This is a genomic window from Aureimonas jatrophae (genome assembly GCF_900104035.1).
GTDB lineage: Bacteria > Pseudomonadota > Alphaproteobacteria > Rhizobiales > Rhizobiaceae > Aureimonas > Aureimonas jatrophae.
In genome coordinates this window covers 600,751-617,716 of record NZ_FNIT01000001.1, presented here as the reverse complement: position 1 = coordinate 617,716, position 16,966 = coordinate 600,751, and the positions used below count along the sequence as shown (strand labels likewise).

At 71.2% G+C, this 16,966-nt stretch carries 23 protein-coding genes; 10 read left to right on the top strand and 13 right to left on the bottom strand.

Annotation, left to right across the window (positions count from 1 at the left end):
* Positions 1–100: 100 nt before the first annotated feature.
* Both rsmI and BLQ76_RS03045 read left to right on the top strand, forming a co-directional pair.
* Positions 101–1,030: a 16S rRNA (cytidine(1402)-2'-O)-methyltransferase gene (rsmI, locus tag BLQ76_RS03050; protein ID WP_090668618.1), complete on the top strand. Its 930-nt coding sequence runs from the start codon at positions 101–103 to the stop codon at positions 1,028–1,030.
* An 81-nt stretch (positions 1,031–1,111) separates the two neighbouring features.
* A complete protein-coding gene (locus BLQ76_RS03045) occupies positions 1,112–1,516 on the top strand; it encodes a YraN family protein (RefSeq protein WP_425285128.1) in 405 nt (134 codons plus the stop codon).
* Positions 1,517–1,540: 24 nt separating this feature from the next.
* Here the strand turns inward: BLQ76_RS03045 and BLQ76_RS03040 are convergent, their stop codons facing one another.
* The gene (locus BLQ76_RS03040) at positions 1,541–2,134 is read right to left on the bottom strand and encodes a hypothetical protein (protein WP_090668615.1); all 594 of its coding nucleotides are present in this window, start codon (positions 2,132–2,134) and stop codon (positions 1,541–1,543) included.
* Between the two features lie 229 nt (positions 2,135–2,363).
* Here BLQ76_RS03040 and gshB point away from each other — a divergent pair, with 229 nt between their 5' ends.
* The 3 genes from gshB (at position 2,364) to BLQ76_RS03025 (ending at position 4,344) form a co-directional block, all read left to right on the top strand.
* Positions 2,364–3,302 (top strand): glutathione synthase, encoded by a 939-nt coding sequence (gene gshB / locus BLQ76_RS03035; RefSeq protein ID WP_090668612.1) that lies wholly within the window; start codon positions 2,364–2,366, stop codon positions 3,300–3,302.
* A gap of 88 nt (positions 3,303–3,390) precedes the next feature.
* Positions 3,391–3,600 (top strand): hypothetical protein, encoded by a 210-nt coding sequence (locus BLQ76_RS03030; RefSeq protein WP_090668610.1) that lies wholly within the window; start codon positions 3,391–3,393, stop codon positions 3,598–3,600.
* A gap of 84 nt (positions 3,601–3,684) precedes the next feature.
* Complete coding sequence (locus BLQ76_RS03025; RefSeq protein ID WP_170842445.1) at positions 3,685–4,344, top strand: SH3 domain-containing protein; 660 nt, start codon at positions 3,685–3,687, stop codon at positions 4,342–4,344.
* A 31-nt stretch (positions 4,345–4,375) separates the two neighbouring features.
* Here BLQ76_RS03025 and BLQ76_RS03020 read toward each other — a convergent pair whose 3' ends face one another.
* Positions 4,376–4,882: a GNAT family N-acetyltransferase gene (locus BLQ76_RS03020; protein ID WP_090668605.1), complete on the bottom strand. Its 507-nt coding sequence runs from the start codon at positions 4,880–4,882 to the stop codon at positions 4,376–4,378.
* Positions 4,883–5,013: 131 nt separating this feature from the next.
* On the opposite strand from BLQ76_RS03020, the gene BLQ76_RS03015 reads away from it, so the two are divergent.
* Positions 5,014–6,549, top strand: a complete 1,536-nt coding sequence (locus tag BLQ76_RS03015) for a YifB family Mg chelatase-like AAA ATPase (protein ID WP_090668602.1) — start codon at positions 5,014–5,016, stop codon at positions 6,547–6,549.
* A gap of 608 nt (positions 6,550–7,157) precedes the next feature.
* Here BLQ76_RS03015 and BLQ76_RS03010 read toward each other — a convergent pair.
* Positions 7,158–7,883: an endonuclease III domain-containing protein gene (locus BLQ76_RS03010; RefSeq protein ID WP_090668600.1), complete on the bottom strand. Its 726-nt coding sequence runs from the start codon at positions 7,881–7,883 to the stop codon at positions 7,158–7,160.
* A gap of 225 nt (positions 7,884–8,108) precedes the next feature.
* Here BLQ76_RS03010 and BLQ76_RS03005 point away from each other — a divergent pair, with 225 nt between their 5' ends.
* Together BLQ76_RS03005 and BLQ76_RS03000 are read left to right on the top strand one after the other, a co-directional pair.
* On the top strand, positions 8,109–8,840 hold the full coding sequence (locus BLQ76_RS03005) for an SDR family oxidoreductase (protein ID WP_090668597.1): 732 nt from the start codon (positions 8,109–8,111) through the stop codon (positions 8,838–8,840).
* A gap of 13 nt (positions 8,841–8,853) precedes the next feature.
* Positions 8,854–9,090: an Atu4866 domain-containing protein gene (locus BLQ76_RS03000; RefSeq protein ID WP_090668594.1), complete on the top strand. Its 237-nt coding sequence runs from the start codon at positions 8,854–8,856 to the stop codon at positions 9,088–9,090.
* A gap of 3 nt (positions 9,091–9,093) precedes the next feature.
* Here BLQ76_RS03000 and BLQ76_RS02995 read toward each other — a convergent pair whose 3' ends face one another.
* A complete protein-coding gene (locus BLQ76_RS02995) occupies positions 9,094–10,002 on the bottom strand; it encodes a LysR family transcriptional regulator (protein WP_090668590.1) in 909 nt (302 codons plus the stop codon).
* A complete protein-coding gene (locus tag BLQ76_RS02990; protein WP_090668587.1) occupies positions 9,999–10,373 on the bottom strand; it encodes a winged helix-turn-helix transcriptional regulator in 375 nt (124 codons plus the stop codon). Before BLQ76_RS02990 ends, BLQ76_RS02995 begins: the two co-directional genes overlap by 4 nt.
* Before the next feature lie 145 nt (positions 10,374–10,518).
* On the opposite strand from BLQ76_RS02990, the gene BLQ76_RS02985 reads away from it, so the two are divergent.
* A complete protein-coding gene (locus BLQ76_RS02985) occupies positions 10,519–11,634 on the top strand; it encodes an NADH:flavin oxidoreductase (protein WP_090668584.1) in 1,116 nt (371 codons plus the stop codon).
* A gap of 74 nt (positions 11,635–11,708) precedes the next feature.
* Positions 11,709–12,845, top strand: a complete 1,137-nt coding sequence (locus BLQ76_RS02980) for a M24 family metallopeptidase (protein ID WP_090668581.1) — start codon at positions 11,709–11,711, stop codon at positions 12,843–12,845.
* A 7-nt stretch (positions 12,846–12,852) separates the two neighbouring features.
* Here BLQ76_RS02980 and BLQ76_RS02975 read toward each other — a convergent pair whose 3' ends face one another.
* From BLQ76_RS02975 to BLQ76_RS02945, 8 genes are all read right to left on the bottom strand, one after another.
* The gene (locus tag BLQ76_RS02975) at positions 12,853–13,527 is read right to left on the bottom strand and encodes a polysaccharide deacetylase family protein (RefSeq protein ID WP_090668578.1); all 675 of its coding nucleotides are present in this window, start codon (positions 13,525–13,527) and stop codon (positions 12,853–12,855) included.
* Positions 13,524–13,763 carry a hypothetical protein gene (locus BLQ76_RS02970; protein WP_090668575.1) on the bottom strand — a complete coding sequence of 80 codons (240 nt, stop codon included), beginning with the start codon at positions 13,761–13,763 and terminating at the stop codon, positions 13,524–13,526. The genes BLQ76_RS02975 and BLQ76_RS02970 overlap by 4 nt, the downstream gene beginning before the upstream one ends.
* Positions 13,760–13,954 carry a helix-turn-helix domain-containing protein gene (locus BLQ76_RS02965; RefSeq protein WP_090668572.1) on the bottom strand — a complete coding sequence of 65 codons (195 nt, stop codon included), beginning with the start codon at positions 13,952–13,954 and terminating at the stop codon, positions 13,760–13,762. Before BLQ76_RS02965 ends, BLQ76_RS02970 begins: the two co-directional genes overlap by 4 nt.
* Before the next feature lie 66 nt (positions 13,955–14,020).
* Positions 14,021–14,245: a hypothetical protein gene (locus tag BLQ76_RS02960; protein WP_090668568.1), complete on the bottom strand. Its 225-nt coding sequence runs from the start codon at positions 14,243–14,245 to the stop codon at positions 14,021–14,023.
* A gap of 101 nt (positions 14,246–14,346) precedes the next feature.
* Positions 14,347–14,856 carry a metallophosphoesterase family protein gene (locus BLQ76_RS02955; RefSeq protein ID WP_090668565.1) on the bottom strand — a complete coding sequence of 170 codons (510 nt, stop codon included), beginning with the start codon at positions 14,854–14,856 and terminating at the stop codon, positions 14,347–14,349.
* Positions 14,857–14,859: 3 nt separating this feature from the next.
* Positions 14,860–15,519 (bottom strand): SOS response-associated peptidase, encoded by a 660-nt coding sequence (locus BLQ76_RS02950; protein ID WP_090668562.1) that lies wholly within the window; start codon positions 15,517–15,519, stop codon positions 14,860–14,862.
* 57 nt (positions 15,520–15,576) lie between these two features.
* On the bottom strand, positions 15,577–15,744 hold the full coding sequence (locus BLQ76_RS21930; RefSeq protein ID WP_170842444.1) for a hypothetical protein: 168 nt from the start codon (positions 15,742–15,744) through the stop codon (positions 15,577–15,579).
* A 117-nt stretch (positions 15,745–15,861) separates the two neighbouring features.
* Positions 15,862–16,959 (bottom strand): SPL family radical SAM protein, encoded by a 1,098-nt coding sequence (locus tag BLQ76_RS02945; protein ID WP_090668560.1) that lies wholly within the window; start codon positions 16,957–16,959, stop codon positions 15,862–15,864.
* Positions 16,960–16,966: the final 7 nt, after the last annotated feature.

Here is a 16,966-nt window from a genome sequence, read left to right as displayed (position 1 = left end):
CCCTGGCCCATCTCCCAATGGAAAAGGCTGTCCAAACGAGTAGAAGGGTCCGGGAATTCGTTCCCGGGCGGGGACCGGGGCGGCAGCCCCGCCGGTTCCCATGACCATCGAGCCCCCCGACGCCGACGATCCCGCGCCCGGCGAGCCGGGGACCTTCACGCTGCGCGGCGTGGTGATGCGCGCGCGGCGGCCGGAGGCGGGCCTGTATCTGGTGGCGACGCCGATCGGGAACCTGTCGGACGTGAGCTTGCGGGCGCTGGACGTGATCGCGGCGGCGGACCGGCTGGCCTGCGAGGACACGCGGGTGACGGGCAAGCTACTGGCGCGCTACGGCATCCGGCGCGCCATGACGAGCTACCACGAGCATAGCGGCGGTGAGGCTTCCGAAGGGCTTCTGGCGGATCTGGAGGCCGGGCGCTCGGTCGCGGTGGTGACGGATGCGGGCACGCCGTCGGTATCGGATCCGGGGTTTCGGCTGGCGGTGGAGGCGGGCGCGCGCGGGCTTCCCGTCGTGCCGGTGCCGGGCGCGTCCGCACCGCTGGCGGCGCTGGTGGCGTCAGGCCTGCCGTCCGACAGCTTCTTCTTCGCGGGGTTCCTGCCGGTCAAGGAGACGGCGCGGCGCGGGCGGCTGGAAGAGGTGTCGCGGGTTCCCGGCACGCTCCTCTTCTTCGAGGCGCCGCATCGCATCGCGGAGAGCCTGGCCGACATGGCGGCGGTTCTGGGCGAGGGACGGCGGGCGGCGGTGTGCCGCGAGTTGACCAAGCTGCACGAGACGGTGACGCGCGGGACGTTGAGCGAACTGGCGGCGGCGTTCGGCGCACAGGAGCGCGTGCGCGGCGAGATCGTGGTCTGCGTGGCGCCGCCGGACGTGACGGGACCGGCGGACGCGGCGGAGGCGGATGCGATCCTGCGCGGGCTGCTCGCCGAGATGAAGCCGGCGCAGGCGGCGGCGGAAGCGTCGCGGCTGACGGGCCTGGCGCGCCGCGACCTTTACGCCCGGGCGCTGGAGATGCGCGGCCAGAAGCGCTGAGGCGTGGCCGTGCTCGGTTGAAGCGCGCACGCATCCGGTCCATGCTGCGATCCGCGATCGTGGCGGGGAGGCGACGAGGCGATGCGGACGACAAGTCCGAAGACCAGCGGCGACAACAAGACCGGCATGGCGGGGCGGCGCGCGGCGGAGCGACGCGGCCACTGGGCGGAATGGCGCGCGGCCTGGGCCCTGCGCCTCAAGGGCTACCGCATCCTGGCCGTGCGCCACCGCACCAAGCTCGGCGAGATCGACCTGATCGCGCGGCGCGGCGACCTCGTGGCGATCGTCGAGGTCAAGGCGCGCCCGACGCTGGAAGCGGCGATGGAGGCGGTGAGCGCCACCTCGCAGCGCCGCATCGCGGCGGCCGCCGATCTGTGGCTGACGCGCCGGCCTGACCATGCGCGCATCTCGTTGCGCTTCGACATCGTGGCCGTGCTGCCGCGCCGTTGGCCGGTGCACGTGCCGGACGCCTGGCGCGGACGATAAGGCACGCCCGCGCCGGAGCAGCCGTCAGACGCCGGCCGCGCCCCGGGCGGGAACAACGGGCCGCCGGGGCGCCGGCGCCGCGGGCGCGGCCGGAGCGGGCGCGGTCTTGGCGGCGAGCTCGGGTGTCATGACCTCGCGATGGTTGTTGCCGTAGATCCGCGTCTCGACGTTCTTGGCGAGACCCCTTGCCAGGGCCCGGTCGACGCGAGCGCGATCCTGCGCCGCCGCGATCACCGCGCCGCTGATGCCGTTCAGCACCGTCTGGTCGAGCGTGCCGGTGTCGAAGCGCGCGATCTCGGTTCCGTCCTCGCCGCGCAGGATGCCCTGTGCCAGCACCCGGTTCGCATCGCCCACCAGAAGCGAGGCGATCGGGTTCTTGTAGTGGACCTCGGTCAGGGTCAGTTGGAGGTCGGCGGATCGGCCCTCGCGCGTGTTGACGATCTGCGGCGGCAGGGTCTGTCGTACCAGCGACACGATATCGGTGTCGCTCTTCACGGTGGGCGCGGCCGCGACGGCGACGCTGCGGATCTGGAGCGGCCCGGTGGTCTTCACGATGGGCTGGGCGCAGCCGGAGACGAGCGCGGCGAGCGCTGTCAGGGCAAGAACGGTTCTTTTCAAGGGAGGATGGTCCAATACAGGAGTTGCAGGCCGGTTCTGCGTGCTCGCCAAGATTGTGGATAGCGGCGGGAAGGCGCTCGGGCGGGCCATCGCTCTGACGTTCGCGTGATAGGCAGCGATCCCCTGCCGGGCTGCGGCCCGCCGGCCACAGTTTTCGCGCACGCATGGACAGACGGCGGCTGCCCCGCTACCTCGCCCGGAAGCAAAGGCTTGCCGAAGGAATGACGCCATGGGCTTGAAGGTCGCGGTCCAGATGGACCATGTGCGCAGCATCCAGATCCGGGGCGACTCGACCTTTGCGCTGTCGCTGGAGGCCGAGCGGCGCGGGCACGCGTTGTTCCACTATACGCCGGACCGGCTGGCGCTGCGCGGCGGCGTCCTGACGGCGCGCGTCGAGGCCATGAACCTGCGCGACGAGGAGGGGAAGCACTTCACGCTGGGCGCGCCGGAGCGGGTGGATCTGTCGGAAATGGACGTGGTTCTTTTGCGCCAGGACCCGCCCTTCGACATGAACTACATCACCTCCACGCACATGCTGGAGCGCATCCATCCCAAGACCCTGGTGGTCAACGACCCGGCCTGGGTGCGCAACATGCCCGAGAAGATCTTCGTCACCGAGTTCCAGGACCTGATGCCGGAGACCCTGATCACCAAGGACCCGGCCGAGATCCAGGCCTTCCGGCAGGAGTTCGGCGAGATCGTCCTCAAACCCCTCTACGGCAACGGCGGCGCCGGCGTCTTCCACCTGACGAAGGAGGACCGCAACCTGTCCTCGCTGATGGAGACCTTCGGCCTCCTGTTCCGCGAGCCCTTCATCGCGCAGCGCTACCTCAAGGACGTGCGCAAGGGTGACAAGCGGATCCTGCTCATCGATGGCGAGCCGGTGGGTGCGGTGAACCGCGTGCCGAGCGAGAGCGACGCGCGCTCCAACATGCATGTGGGCGGGCGCGCCGAGGCGACGGAGCTGACGGCGCGCGAGCGCGAGATTTGCGATGCGATCGGCCCCGCACTGAAGGAGCGCGGCCAGGTGCTGGTCGGCATCGACGTGATCGGCGACTACCTGACCGAGATCAACGTCACCTCGCCCACCGGCATCCGCGAGGTGAAGCGCTTCGGCGGGGCGGACGTGGCGGCGCTGTTCTGGGACGCGGTGGAGCGTAAGCTCTGAACCGACGGCGGCGCGGACGCATTGCTTTGCGCGGCCGCAAACCCTGCCCCATTCTTACGACGGCTGGTCCACGAGAAACGGTTCGTCCATGGCCTTGATGGTTGGTTCTCTCTACGACGCGCTTCGCTCGGCGAACGTCACCGAGGAGAAGGCACGCAAGGCTGCAGAAGAGGTAGCCGACTTCCAGAAGCAGATCGGCGACGCGCGGACCGACATCGCCGTCCTAAAGCGGATGATGGGCTTTGTTCTGGCGGGCGTCGTCAGCCTTCTGTTCCTGCAGTTGCGGACGCTATCCTGAACGCCCGCTGAACGGCGCGTTCCGCCTTCGTTGAGGGATGGGGCGCTAGGGTCGCACGCATCACCGCCAACCGGACGCTCCGCCGTGCCCTCTCGCCTCCGCTCCCTCCTTGCGCTCGCCGCCCTCGTTCTCGTGCCCGAGATCGCCCAGGCCGCCACCGCGATCGCCACCACCAACGTGAACCTGCGCGCCGGCCCCTCGACGCGCTATCCGGCGGTCAACGTCGTGCAGGGCGGCGAGGACGTCCACGTCTTCGGGTGCCTCGCCAACCGCTCGTGGTGCGACGTCGACTTCTACGGCCAGCGCGGCTGGATGTCGTCGGACTACCTCGCCTTCGTGCGCGGCGGTCGGCGCTACACCGGGCCGGACGTCGTCGGCTATATCGGCGCGCCGGTCGTGACCTACTCCTTCGGCCGCTACTGGGACGACCACTACCGGGGCCGCGACTTCTACCGCGACCGCCGCCGCTGGGACGGCATCTATGGCCCGCCGATCTTCGACCGCGGCCCGCCGCCCCGCGCCCGCGACCGGATCGGCCCGCCCCCGCCCTATCCGGTGCGCGGCGAGTATCGCGGCTATGACGGACGCGATCGGTTCGAGCGCGAGCGCGACCGCTTCGAGGGCCGGCGCGACCGCGAGCGGTTCGAGGACGACCGCCGCTTCGAGGACCGCCCGCCCCCGCCCTGGGTACGCGACCGCGGGCCGGGCCGGCCGGACTGGGACGGCGACGACGACTTCGAGTAGCGCTCGGCGGCCTGCGCCTCGTCTTCGTCGGTCAGACCGGCGGGGCGGGGCGCTCCAGGAGCTGGACGGGACGCTCGCCGTAGCGCGCCTCGCGCAGAGGGGTGTAGCCGAGACGGGCCGCGAGCGTCAGGGACGGCGCGTTCGCCGGGTCGATCATGGCGACCGTGCGCCGGCTGCCGAGATGGGCGAGCAGCGCCTCCATACCCTCGCGGGCGTATCCCCTCCCCTGCGCCCAGCCGGCCAGCGTCCAGCCGGCCTCGGGGTCGCGGTCGAAGTCGGGCCCGTGCCCGCGCCGCATGTGGAGAAAGCCCATCTGGCCGGCAAAGCGCCCCGATCCGCGCTCCTCGACCGCCATCATCGCCGTCCCGAACACCTGGAAGTGGCCGATCTGCGCGAGGAGACGGCGCCACGTGCCCTCCTCGCCATCCGAACTGCGGTCGAGATACTGGGTCACCTGCGGGTCGCGCGACAGGGCGAGCAGCGCGTCGAAGTCGCGCGGCTCGGGCGGGCGGATCAGAAGGCGGGGCGTTTCGAACATGCTGGGCTTGTGGCAGGCCGCGCCTCGTTCGAAAAGGGGTGCGCAAGCACCCCTTCGTTCCCGTCCCGTTCTTGTATCGTCGCTTGTGCCGCTATACCCTTTTTCGGTCAGGGGTTGTGGGGGCGAATCGGGTGGTAGCGCGCGTCAGGACGGTCGCCTTCCAGGGCGTCGAGGCGATCCCCGTGGACGTGCAGGTCATGGTCGCGCCCGGCAAGATGGGCATGCAGATCGTGGGCTTGGCCGACAAGGCGGTGGCGGAAAGCCGCGAGCGCGTCGGGGCCGCGCTCCACGCCTCGGGCCTGTCCATGCCGCCCAAGCGCGTCACCGTGAACCTCGCTCCCGCCGACCTGCCCAAGGAGGGGTCGCACTACGACCTTCCCATCGCGCTGGCGCTGATGGCGGCGTTGGAGGCCATTCCGGCCGACGCGCTCTCGCGCCTCCTGGTGCTCGGCGAGCTCTCGCTCGACGGTACGGTCGCCTCGGTGCCCGGCGTCCTGCCGGCCGCGATGGCCGCCAACGCGCTCGGGCTCGGGCTGGTCTGCCCGGCCTCGGGCGGGGCGGAGGCGGCCTGGGCGGACCCGGCAATGGAGATCGTGGCGGCGCGCTCCCTGATCCAGATCGCCAACCACTTCCGCGGCACGCAGCGTCTCGCCCGGCCGGAGGCGGCCGTGCGCTCCGAGGCCGACGACCTGCCCGACCTGGCCGACGTCCGCGGCCAGGCCCTGCCGCGCCGCGCGCTGGAGATCGCCGCGGCGGGCGCCCACAACCTCCTGATGGTCGGCCCGCCCGGCTCGGGCAAGTCGATGCTCGCCGCGCGCCTGCCCTCGATCCTGCCGGCTCTCCTGCCGCGCGAGCTTCTGGAAGTGTCGATGATCGCCTCGGTCAACGGCACGCTCGCCAACGGTCAGCTCTCGGACCGCCGACCCTTTCGCGCGCCGCACCACTCGGCCTCGATGGCGGCGATGGTGGGAGGCGGCATCCGCGCGCGGCCGGGCGAGGTGTCGCTGTCGCATCGCGGCATCCTGTTTCTGGACGAGTTTCCCGAATTCTCGCCCGCCGTTCTCGACTCGCTGCGCCAGCCGATCGAGTCGGGTGAATGCGTGATCGCGCGTGCCAACCACCGCGTGACCTACCCCGCGCGGTTTCAGCTGATCGCCGCGATGAACCCGTGCCGCTGCGGCATGAGCGGCGAGCCCGGCCATTCCTGCGCGCGGGGTCCGCGTTGCGCGGCGGACTACCAGGCGCGCGTCTCGGGGCCGCTTCTCGATCGCATCGACCTGCGCGTCGACGTGCCGGCGGTGTCGGCCGCCGACCTCCTGCGACCGGCCGCGGCCGGCGAGACGTCGGCCAGCGTCCGCCGGCGCGTCGAGGCGGCACGCGCCGCTCAGGGAGATCGGGCCGAGCGGCTCGGCCTGCCGCCCGGCACCACGAACGCGCAGCTTCCCGGCCATCTGGTCGAGACCGTCGCGCGGCCGGACGCCGCCGGCAACCGGCTGCTGGCGGAAGCGGCCGAGCGCATGCGCTTCTCGGCCCGTGCCTTCCACCGCATCCTCAAGGTCGCGCGCACGCTCGCCGACCTCGCGGGCGCCGAGACGGTGGGCCGCACGCATATCGGCGAGGCGATCGGCTTTCGCGCCGCGCCCGAACGGCTGCAGGGAACCGCCTAGGCGGCGCTCCGGCCTCCGCCCGAACGGCGGCGGCATCGAAGATCAGGGAGCCGGCACCGACACCGCCGACCCGTTCATCCCCCTGCAAGCCAGCCAAACGTCGTCTAGACGTTGGAAGATGTTCTTCGACGTGCAAAGGTAGCGTGCTGCGGAAGGGCAACCTGACGGGCGCAGCAAGCCCAACCGGGAGCTTGGATAGGCTTCCGGTTGGGTTGTCCAAACTCCAGCGTGCGACGAGGTCGGCGCCGCCGAGCCGCTGGAACCAGCGATGGGTATAGCTGGACGCCCGTTCGGGCGCCCAGCCATAGGCACCTGCTCGCGAAGGGACGGGAGCAAGCAGGCGCTTCTCGTGATCTCGTGAAAGCTATCTAAGCGCCCTCACCTGAACGCCAGATGAACCGGATCCGCAGCCTTGTACGGGTTGCGCGATGGCGCGGTGCAGCGCTGTTGGCGCCCCTCATCGGCTCGCGGCGGCAGCACCCCGCCTTGCGCAAAGCCACGCCGAAGGGCCGCACGGTTGGATCACCCGGCGGCTGCCCGGCCGACGCGGGTGGGGCGCCACTCGGCGGCGCTCCCTCAAGGGGCGACCAGCGTCCCCGTCGTGTCGGTCAGGACGGGGTCTCGTTGTCCGGTTGGGTTGGGCCGACGCGGCCGCCGGTGGCCGAATAGAAGCGGCAGAGATCGGCGAGAAAGCACCGCTCGCAGCGTGGACGGCGCGACACGCACACGGCCTTGCCGAACTGCAGGAGCCAGAAATGGCCGTCGTGCTGCGCCCAGGGTGGCGCGCGGCGCTCAAGCGCTGCGGCCGTGCGGTCGGCGGTCTTCTCCTCCACGATGCCGATGCGGTTCGACACGCGAAAGACGTGCGTGTCCACTGCGATCACGTCCGCGCCGAAGGTGAAGGAAAGGACGATGTCGGCGCATTTTCGCCCGATGCCCGGCAGGCTCATCAGCCCCTCGCGGGTCTGCGGCACGACGCGGTCGTGCTCCTCGATCAAGGCGGTGCACAGGCGGCGGATGCTTTTGGCCTTCATGTTGTAGAGCCCGCAGGGCTTGATCGCGCGGGCCACCTCCTCGTCCGTGAGCGTCAGCATCTCGTCGGGCGTTTTGGCCAGCGCAAAGAGACCGCGCACGGCGGCCGCCGTGTTGGCGTCGCGGCTCTGGGCCGAGAGGAGGCAGGAGACCACCGAGCGAAACGGGTCGGGCTGGTCCTTGGGTCCCTTGGCCGTCGGCGTGCGACCCGGCATGTTCTGTTCGAGACGCCGAAAGACCTCGTCGACCTCCGGCGCGTCCAGAAGGCCTCGCCCCTCGCCGGCGACGACCGACGCATCCATTCCATCCATTGGCCGGCTCCGCATCCGTTTGCGAGCCCAAGCGCGGGACGGCGGGCACGGTTCCCGCTGCGACGAAGCGCCGGAACATCAGCCGGTCGATTGTCCAGTTCCACTTACCGTCTCGTCCAGCTCCAGCGCCTCGATCGATCCAGTGCCGGGACGTAACTAGGGGGCCGGACGATGGCTTCGGCCGCCGTTCCAGTCTGATCCGAAGGAGAGCCCATCATGACCATGACCCAAGACAAGACCGTCCTCGTCACCGGCGCCTCGAGCGGCATCGGGGAGGGCGTCGCGCGGTTGCTCGGCGCGGCCGGCGCCAAGCTGGTGCTGGGCGCGCGCCGCGTCGACCGTCTGGAGCGCCTGGCCGACGAGATCCGGGCATCCGGCGGCACTGCAGAAATCCGCGCCCTCGACGTCACCAGCGCCCGCGACACGGCCGACTTTGCCGCGTTCGCCGAGGAGCGCTTCGGGCGCATCGACGTCCTCGTCAACAATGCCGGCGTGATGCCGCTCTCGCCGATGAACGCGCTCAAGATCGACGAGTGGGACCGGATGATCGACGTCAACATCCGCGGCGTCCTCCACGGGATCGCGGCGGTCCTGCCCACCATGAACCGGCAGGGCTTCGGCCAGATCGTCAACGTCTCCTCGGTCGGCGGGCTCTCCGTGTCGCCGACTGCGGCGGTCTACTGCGCGACGAAGTACGCGGTGCGCGCCATCTCGGATGGTTTGCGCCAGGAGAACGACCGGCTGCGCGTCACCTGCGTCTATCCTGGCGTCGTGGAGTCGGAGCTCGCCTCCACGATTACCGATCCGGAGGCCGCGGAGCTGATGGTGGGCTATCGCAGCGTCGCGCTCCGTCCGGACGCCATCGCGCGCGCCATCCTCCACGCGATCGAGCAGCCGGACGACGTCGACACCAACGAGATCGTCGTGCGCCCGACGCGCACGCGCTGACGGGAGCCTGTCCATGAGCGAGCATCCCTATCTCGGCCTCTGGGTCACGAGCGACGGCTTCATCCGGCATGAGCTCCTGCCCGGCAACCGCTACCGCGAGGCGCGCGGCCGGCGCGAGCGGGCCTACGAGGGCCGCTACGAGGTGCGCGGCACACATATCGACTACTGGGACGACACCGGCTTCACCGCCGACGGCGACTTCCGGGACGACGTGCTCCACCACGCCGGCATGGTGCTGCGCCGCGCGTGAGCCTCAGCGCCGCGCCTGCCGGCGCACGTGGTCCACCAGGGCGCGCAGCTTGGGGGCCATGTTGCGCCGTGCCGGGAACGCCAGAAAGAAGCCCGGAAAGCTCGGGCAGAAGTCTTCCAGAACCGGCACGAGCGCGCCGCTCTCGATCGGCGTGCGGAAGCTTTCCTCCATGCCGCACGTGAGCCCCCCACCCGCCAGCGCCGTGCGGATCATCACCTGCATGTCGTTGGTGGTGAGGGTGGGCGTGACCGCGACGTCGAAGTCGCGCCCGTCCTCCGTGAACTCCCACCGGTAGGGCGCGAGGTCGGGGGCGCGCCGCCAGCCGATGCAGCGGTGCTTTGCCAGCTCGCGCGGATGCGAGGGCGTGCCGAAGCGCCTGAGATAGTCGGGCGCGCCCACCACGAGCTGGCGCTGGTCGTCCGAGACGGGCACCGCGATCATGTCGGCCTCCAGCACCTCGCCGAGCCGCACGCCTGCGTCGAAGCCGTGGGCGACGAGGTCGAACTCCTCGTCGGTGACGGTCACGTCCACCGTGACCGCCGGATGCGCCTCGATGAAGCCGGCCAGCAGCGATCCTTGCAGGAAGCTCTCCGCGATCGAGGAGACGGCGAGGCGGAGGTGGCCGGACGCGCCCGCCTCGCCCGGGCCGCCCACCTCCTCGATCGCGGTCGCGACCTCGGCGATCGGTCCCGCGATGCGTCGAAACAGCGTCTCGCCGGCCTCCGTCAGCGAGACGCTGCGCGTCGTGCGGCTGACGAGCGCCGTGCCGAACCGGTCCTCCAGGCGACGGATCGCCTGGCTCACCGCCGAGCGCGTGATGCCGAGCCGCTCGCCGGCGCGGCGGAAGCTGCGCGTTTCGGCCACCGCCAGGAAGATCGACAGGCCGGTGAGGTCGGGGAGCGGCGGGCTCAAGCGGAGCGCGCGTCGAACCGGTCGCGCGCCGTCTCAACCTCGCCGAGATGCGCCATGGTCCAGGCGTAGAGCGCGCGGAAGGGCGGCTGCAGCGTGCGCCCGAGCGGCGTGATCTCGTAGGAGACGGCGAGCACGCCGGTGGTCGCCACCTCGCGCCGGACGAGACCGTTGCGCTCGAGCCGCCGAAGGCACTGCGTCAGCGCCTTCTGCGTCACGCCCTCCAGATGCCGCTTGATCTCGTTGAAGCGCATCGGCCCGTTATCGAGCACGGTCAGCACCATCATCGACCACTTGTCGGCGATCTGGTCGATCAGGAGGCGGCTCGGACAGTCCACCGAGAAGGAGGGGCAGCGGGGCTCGGATCCGTCCATCGTGGTTTCCTCCGGTATACCTAGGCGATATGAGGTGCGTCATTGACGCCAGGTTTACGATGTATACCTGAGGGGCCCGTCGCGAAAGGGCCGAGCGCCTCGACGCGGCGCCCGTTCCAGACCGTTTCAGCGGAGCCTTTCTCCCATGACCGCTTCCACCGACATCCTGTTCCGACCTCTCCAGGTCGGATCGATGCAGCTCGCCAACCGCATCGTCATGGCCCCCATGACGCGCACCTTCGCGCCGAACGGCGTGCCCGGGCCCGAGAACGCCAGCTACTACCGCCGCCGGGCGGAAGGAGGCGTCGGCCTGATCCTGTCGGAGGGCACGGTCGTGGATCGCCCCGCCTCGCGCAACCATCCCGGCATCCCCTTCTTCCACGGCGAGGCGGCGCTCCAAGGCTGGCGCGGCGTCATCGAGGCCGTCCACGCGGCGGGCGGGCGCATGGGCCCGCAGCTTTGGCACACCGGCTCGACGGTGGGTCCGAGCGGATGGGAGCCGGACGCGCCGGTGGAAAGCCCCTCGGGGCTTCTGGCGCCCGACCAGCCACGCGGGCAAGCGATGAGCGAGGAGGCGATCGCCGACACGGTGGCGGCCTTCGCGCGGGCCGCGGCCGACGCCCGGCGCCTCGGCTTCGACACGATCGAGATCCACGGCGCGCACGGCTACCTCGTGGACGAGTTCTTCTGGCCCGGTACCAACCAGCGGACGGACCGCTGGAACGGGCCGACGATCCGCGAGCGTTCGACGTTCGCGGCCGAGGTGGTGCGGGCCATCCGCGCGGCAGTCGGTCCGGGCTTTCCCATCATCCTGCGCCTCAGCCAGTGGAAGCAGCAGGACTACACTGCGCGCCTCGCCACGACACCGGCGGAGATGGCCGACTGGCTCCAGCCGCTGGTGGAGGCGGGCGTCGACATCCTCCACTGCTCGCAGCGCCGCTTCTGGACCGCTGAATTTCCCGAGATCGACGGCGAGACGGGCCTGAACTTCGCGGGCTGGGCGAAGAAGCTGACGGGCGCCACCACGATCAGCGTCGGCTCGGTCGGCCTGACCGGCGACTTCATGGCGGCCTTCGGCGGCGAGAGCTCGGGCACGATGGGGCTCGAAGGGCTCCTGGAGCGCATGGAGCGCGACGAGTTCGACCTGATCGCGGTCGGCCGCGCCCTGATCAGCGACCCCCATTGGCCCGAGAAGGTGCGCGCCGGCAACCTCGAGGGCCTCAAGGGCTTCGACGCGGCGCATCTGCGCGAACTCGCCTGACGCGGAGGGTGCCTTGGACCGGGGCGCGGCTTGGCTCTATAGCTGCCGCGCCCCGAGCCTGAAGGACGCCGCGCATGACCTGGACCCATCCCGTTTCCCCGATCGGCGACGACGAGCGCACGGCGCGTCTCCACCGCCTGCGCGAGGCGATGGAGCGCGAGGGCGCGGCGGGGCTGCTTCTCGGCTCGACCGAGAGCCTGCGCTACTTTACCGGTCTCGTCTGGCATGCGAGCGAGCGGCTGTGCGGCGCGCTCGTCATGCTTGATCGCCTCGTCTACATCGTGCCGGGCTTCGAGGGCTCGCGCGTGGAGTCGCTGCCGCACCTGCCCGGCGAGATGGCGCTCTGGCAGGAAGAAGAGTCGCCCGCGCGGCTCGTCGCGGATCTTCTGGGGCGGACCGGTCGCCTTCTTCTCGACGGCGAGCTGCCGCTCTCGCAGTACCACGCGCTGGCGGGCGCGCTCGGGACCGAGCGGCTCGGCGATGGTACCCCGGTGATCGATGCCCTGCGCGCGGTGAAGTCGGATGCCGAGATCGCCCTGATCCGCCATGCCATGGGGCTGACGCTCGGGGTCCACCGCACGGCGCGCGCGCACATGCGCCCCGGCGTGCGGGCGAGCGAGATCGTGCGCCTCATCGACGACGAGCACCGCCGGCTCGGCAGCGACGGCGGCTCGACGTTCGCGATCGTCTCGTTCGGCGCGGCCACCGCCCTGCCGCACGGCGCGGACGGCGACCAGACCCTGCGCGGCGACGAGGTGATCCTCGTGGACACGGGCTGCCGGCTCGACGGCTATCATTCCGACCTCACGCGCACCTACACGCTGGACGAGCCGAACGCCGAGGTCGAGCGCATCTGGCGCCTGGAGCGCGAGGCGCAGGACGCCGTGTTCGCGGCTGCTCATATCGGCGCGCCGTGCGAGGCGCTGGATGCGGCGGCGCGCGCCGTTCTCGTCCGCAACGGGCTCGGGCCGGACTATCGGCTGCCGGGCCTCGCTCACCGCGCCGGCCACGGCCTCGGCCTCGCGATCCACGAGCCGCCCTTCATCGTGCGCGGCAACCGCCAGCCGCTCCAGGCGGGCCACGTCTTCTCGGTGGAGCCGATGATCGTGGTGCCCGAGCGCTTCGGCGTGCGCCTCGAGGACCATGTCGTCATGACCGAGGACGGCCCGCGCTGGTTCACCGAACCGGCGGCCGAGCCGACCGGCGTCTGACGCGGCCTCACCCGACCGGCTGGATCGCGAGGTTCGAGAACAGGAAGCGGTAGCCGGCTCGGGCAAGAAGCGCGTCGGCGACGGGGTTCTCGCCGAGCGCCGCGCCCGACTGGAAGGCGAAGGCGGAGACGGGGCGTCCGAGGATCGCGCGCATGTCGTCTTGTGCGCCGAGAATCTCGGGAGCGAGCGCCGCCTCGTCGGTGGCCGAAGCCTTGGCATGGGTGCGCGTATGGGCGGCGACCGCATGGCCCGAGGCGGCGAGCGCGCGCATCTCGGCGGGCGACAGCGCATGGCGTCCGTCCGGGTAGTCCCCCGCGATCAGCCCGATCGCGTTGCGACCGGCAAACGCTTCTTGCGTTTCCACGGGCTCCAGCACGAAGCCCGTCGGCACGAAGAACCAGCCCTTGAGGCCGAGCCGGTGGAGGATCGGCACGGCGACGTCGAGATTGTCGCGCAACCCGTTGTAGAACGCGATCACAAGAGGCGGTCGGTCGGAGGCAACAGCGTCCCCTGCCATCAGACGCGACAGGCCGGGCTCGTCCAGCACCGTGAAACGGCGCGCGAGAAGCGCGAGCTGCCGCGCCAGGGCGTCCATGCGCGAGCGCGGCGTGTGGTGGAAGTTGACGGCGCGAATTGCCGGGTATCGGGCCAGGCTGGCCGCCGCCCGCTCGATCGCGCTCACGGCTCTTGCTCGGAGAGGCACCGCATCTCGCGCAGCGCCATCACCTCGAGAACGGCGGCCGCGCTCCTGCCTTCGGCTTCGGGCGTAGCCGCCGCGTCGCGAAGCGCATCGGCGAGACCCGGTTCCGGCGTGCCTGCGCCTTCCAGCGCCAGGATCATCGGGATGCCCTCCTCGGCGTAGCGCCGCTCGCGCGCGGCCCGCCAGTCGGCGGCCCAGCCCTCGTCCGGCGCGCTCACGACAGAAGCTCCGCCTCGGTGATGCGGAAGTGGCGAGCCAGCGCGCGCACGACGCGCGGCGGCACGTCCTCGCGCCGTCCGTTCTCCACGGCCTGGATCAGGGCGGGCGGCACGCCGGCACCGCGCGCGACCTCCTCGACGGAATGGCCGTCGGTCATGCGCAGGCGTCGCAGGTTCTCGGGCAGGCTCAAGGCGTCTCGTCTCCCGTGCGTGGTCGAGGGGCCGATGTGGCGCCTCGCGCCGCGCGCCTCAACCCCTCAGGCGAGGCTTTGCTCGGGCGAGAGCACCTGAAGCGCGACGTAGCAGGCGTTCAGGAAGGCGTCCTCGCCCGCCTGCGGGAATACGGCAAAGAAGGCGTCGCGCAGGTCCGCGCCGTCGCTGAACCGGTCGGTCAGCACCAGGATCGTGACCACGTGCGTCTCGGTCAGCTCGTCGAGCCCGGCGCCCTGGAACCGCTCCTGCCGCCATGCGTGTCCGCCCATCGCCCTGATGCCCCTTGTCGTTCGATGTTCGTGCGAAAGGCGCTCCCCTATCGCCCCGAAGCGGGGTCCGGCAATGCGGTGGGCCGCCGCAGACGAGCCGGTCAGGCGGGCTGGCCGCGGCGACGCGAGACCACGATCTCCTCCAGCGTCACGGGCCGGAACGGAAAGGCGTCGACGCCGACGTCGAACTGGCGCGTCATCGGCTTCAGCCGCCCGTGCGAGTGGCCGTGCAGGTCGATCGCGCCCCGGCCCATGTCGCGCCAGGTTCGCAGGGCATAGTGGCAGAGCGTGACGCGGCGCCCCTCCCACACGATCTCGCGATACGGCGCGACGCTCACCCAGCCGGCGAGTGCTGCGGTCGCGTCGTCGTCGTTGTTGCCGGGAACGAGGTGCTTGCGCCCGTTGAGCCGGTCGAGGAGCGCGGCCTTCGAGGCCGCGTCGCCGCGCGCGAAGTCGCCGAGGTGGTAGACCTCGTCGTCCGCACCCACGGCGGCGTTCCAGTTCGCGACGAGCGCCGCGTCGTGCGCGGCGAGGTCGGCGAAGGGCCGCCGGTCGAGGCGCAGGATGCGCGGATCGTTGAAGTGGGTGTCGGCGGTAAAGAAGGTGGCCAAGGCTCAGACGGGCTCGGGCGCGTCCTCGCGCGCACCCCGCGCCACCTCGCGCAGCGCCTCGTCGGGCAGCGGGCGCTGGAGCCGGACCGCCTCGCGCCACTCGCTCCCGAGCCAGAGATCGAACTCGTCCGGCCCGGTGAGGATCACGGGCATGGCCTTGGGGTGGACGGCGCCGACCACCGCGTTGGCCTCCGTGGTCAGAAAGCCGAAGGCGTCGACCTCCACCTCCCCTTCCGCCTTGCGGCGCACCGAGCGCCAGCGCGTCCACAGGCCCGCAAAGGCCATGAGCGGGCGCGACTCGTCGCGCGCGAACCAGACCGGCACCTTGCGCCCGTCCACGGTGTCGTATTCCGAGAAGCTGTTGAAGGGCACGAGGCAGCGATGCGCGGGCCCGAGCCAGCGCCGCCAGTGCGGCGAGGCGGTGTTGCGGATGTTGGTGACGCCGGGGTCGGTCGCGCGCCCCTTCAGCGCGAAGCTCGGTGAGGGCATGCCCCAGCGGGCGAGCACCAGTTCCCGTCCATCCGGCCCCTCACGCAGGATCGGCGCGTTCGCGTCGGGGAAGATGGCGGGCTGGGCGGCCAGGTTGCCGGTGCGGTCGGTCGCGGCACGGGCGAGACGCAGGATCGCCTCCTGCGGCGAGACGAGGGCGTAGAGGTTGCACATGCCGAACCATCGAGGGCGCCCCGCCGGTTTGGCAAGGCGCCCTCGATGGCTCCGCGCTCAGGCGACGTGGGAGGAGCCGTCGGCGCGGGCGCGGGGGATGATGACCCGCTCGCCCGGCGGGCGGCGGATCGGCAGGCGGTGAGAGCCGAGGATCTCTTCCGAATCTTCTTCCCAACGCGAGACGTCGCGGTCGTCGGTGACGGGGTGGCTGTCGTGGTTCGTCATGAGGATGTCCCTTCCCGATGAACAGGTTATGCCGGTGTAACGACGATCACCCTGTGGAAGGTTTCATGTGGGAACTGCGGCAAACCTGCACAAATGCTTGGTCGCCTCCGGTCCACCTCACGTCCAGTAGAGGATGCGCGCCTCCGGCAGCGCGGCCATAATCTCGCGCTCGAAGAAGCCGCGCAGCTCCCGCATCGTGTCGCGGTCGTAGACGTGCTTCACCGAGCCGAACTTCGTGCGCTTCTCGGCGCGCCGCTCGGGGTCCATCTCCAGCTTCGAGCCGGGATACCAGGAGCGCAGCACCTCGCGCGAGCCGGGCGTGAAGCGGTGTGTGATGAGCTCCACCGTGAGGTCGAGGCCGGTCACGCCTTCCAGCGCGTCCCGCGCCTCGCCGATCAGCTCGCCATAGGCCTCGCGCCAGCCCTCGGCGGCGATGATCGGGGCGATCGTGAGCCCGACGGGATAGCCGGCTTCCGCCATGCGGCGCAGCGCCTGCAGGCGCTCGGCGACCGGGCTCGTGCCGGCCTCGAAGGGGGCGTAGGCGCGTGGATTCACCGAGGCGCGCATGCGCGTGCGCCCGTTGTGCGCCAGGCCGAGCAGCGGCTCGACGTCGGCGTATTTCGTGGTGAAGCGCAGCTGCACCGGCGCATCCCACCGGCCGAAGAAGCGGATCAAACGCTCGAGCGATCCGGTCAGCGGCTCGATGCCGAGCGGGTCGGTGTAGCAGGAAGCCTCGAAGGTCGTGCCCTCGAGCGCGCGGTGCGCCGAGCGCGAGGTCACCTGCCCGCGGCCGAGATAGTCGGGCAGTGCCGCCTCGATCTCGTCGAGGTTGGCATAGGCCCGCGTGATCGGCGGCCCCTTCAGCGAGCCGGCCAGGTAACAGTAGGCGCAGTGGGCAGGGCAGCCTTCGGCGAGATCGACGCGCCAGTCGGCGCTCGGCGAGATCGGCTGGAAGCGGAGCTTCGAGGGTGGTGCCACCACGATGGCGAGCGTCGACTTGGCCTCGCGGTAGCTCGCGCGCGCGTTGGCCGGGTCGGCGTGGAGCGGCGGCAGCCGGTCGCCACGCAGGCGCTCCACCTCCAGCCCCAACGCCTCGGCACGGCGAGCCATCGCCTCGCCGTGCTCGAACAGGGCGGCGGAGCGGGTCAGGAGCACCCGCTGCGGGAGGACGCGGCGCGGGCGAAGCGCCGCGCGGGGCTGGGGATCGTGCAGCATGGACGGG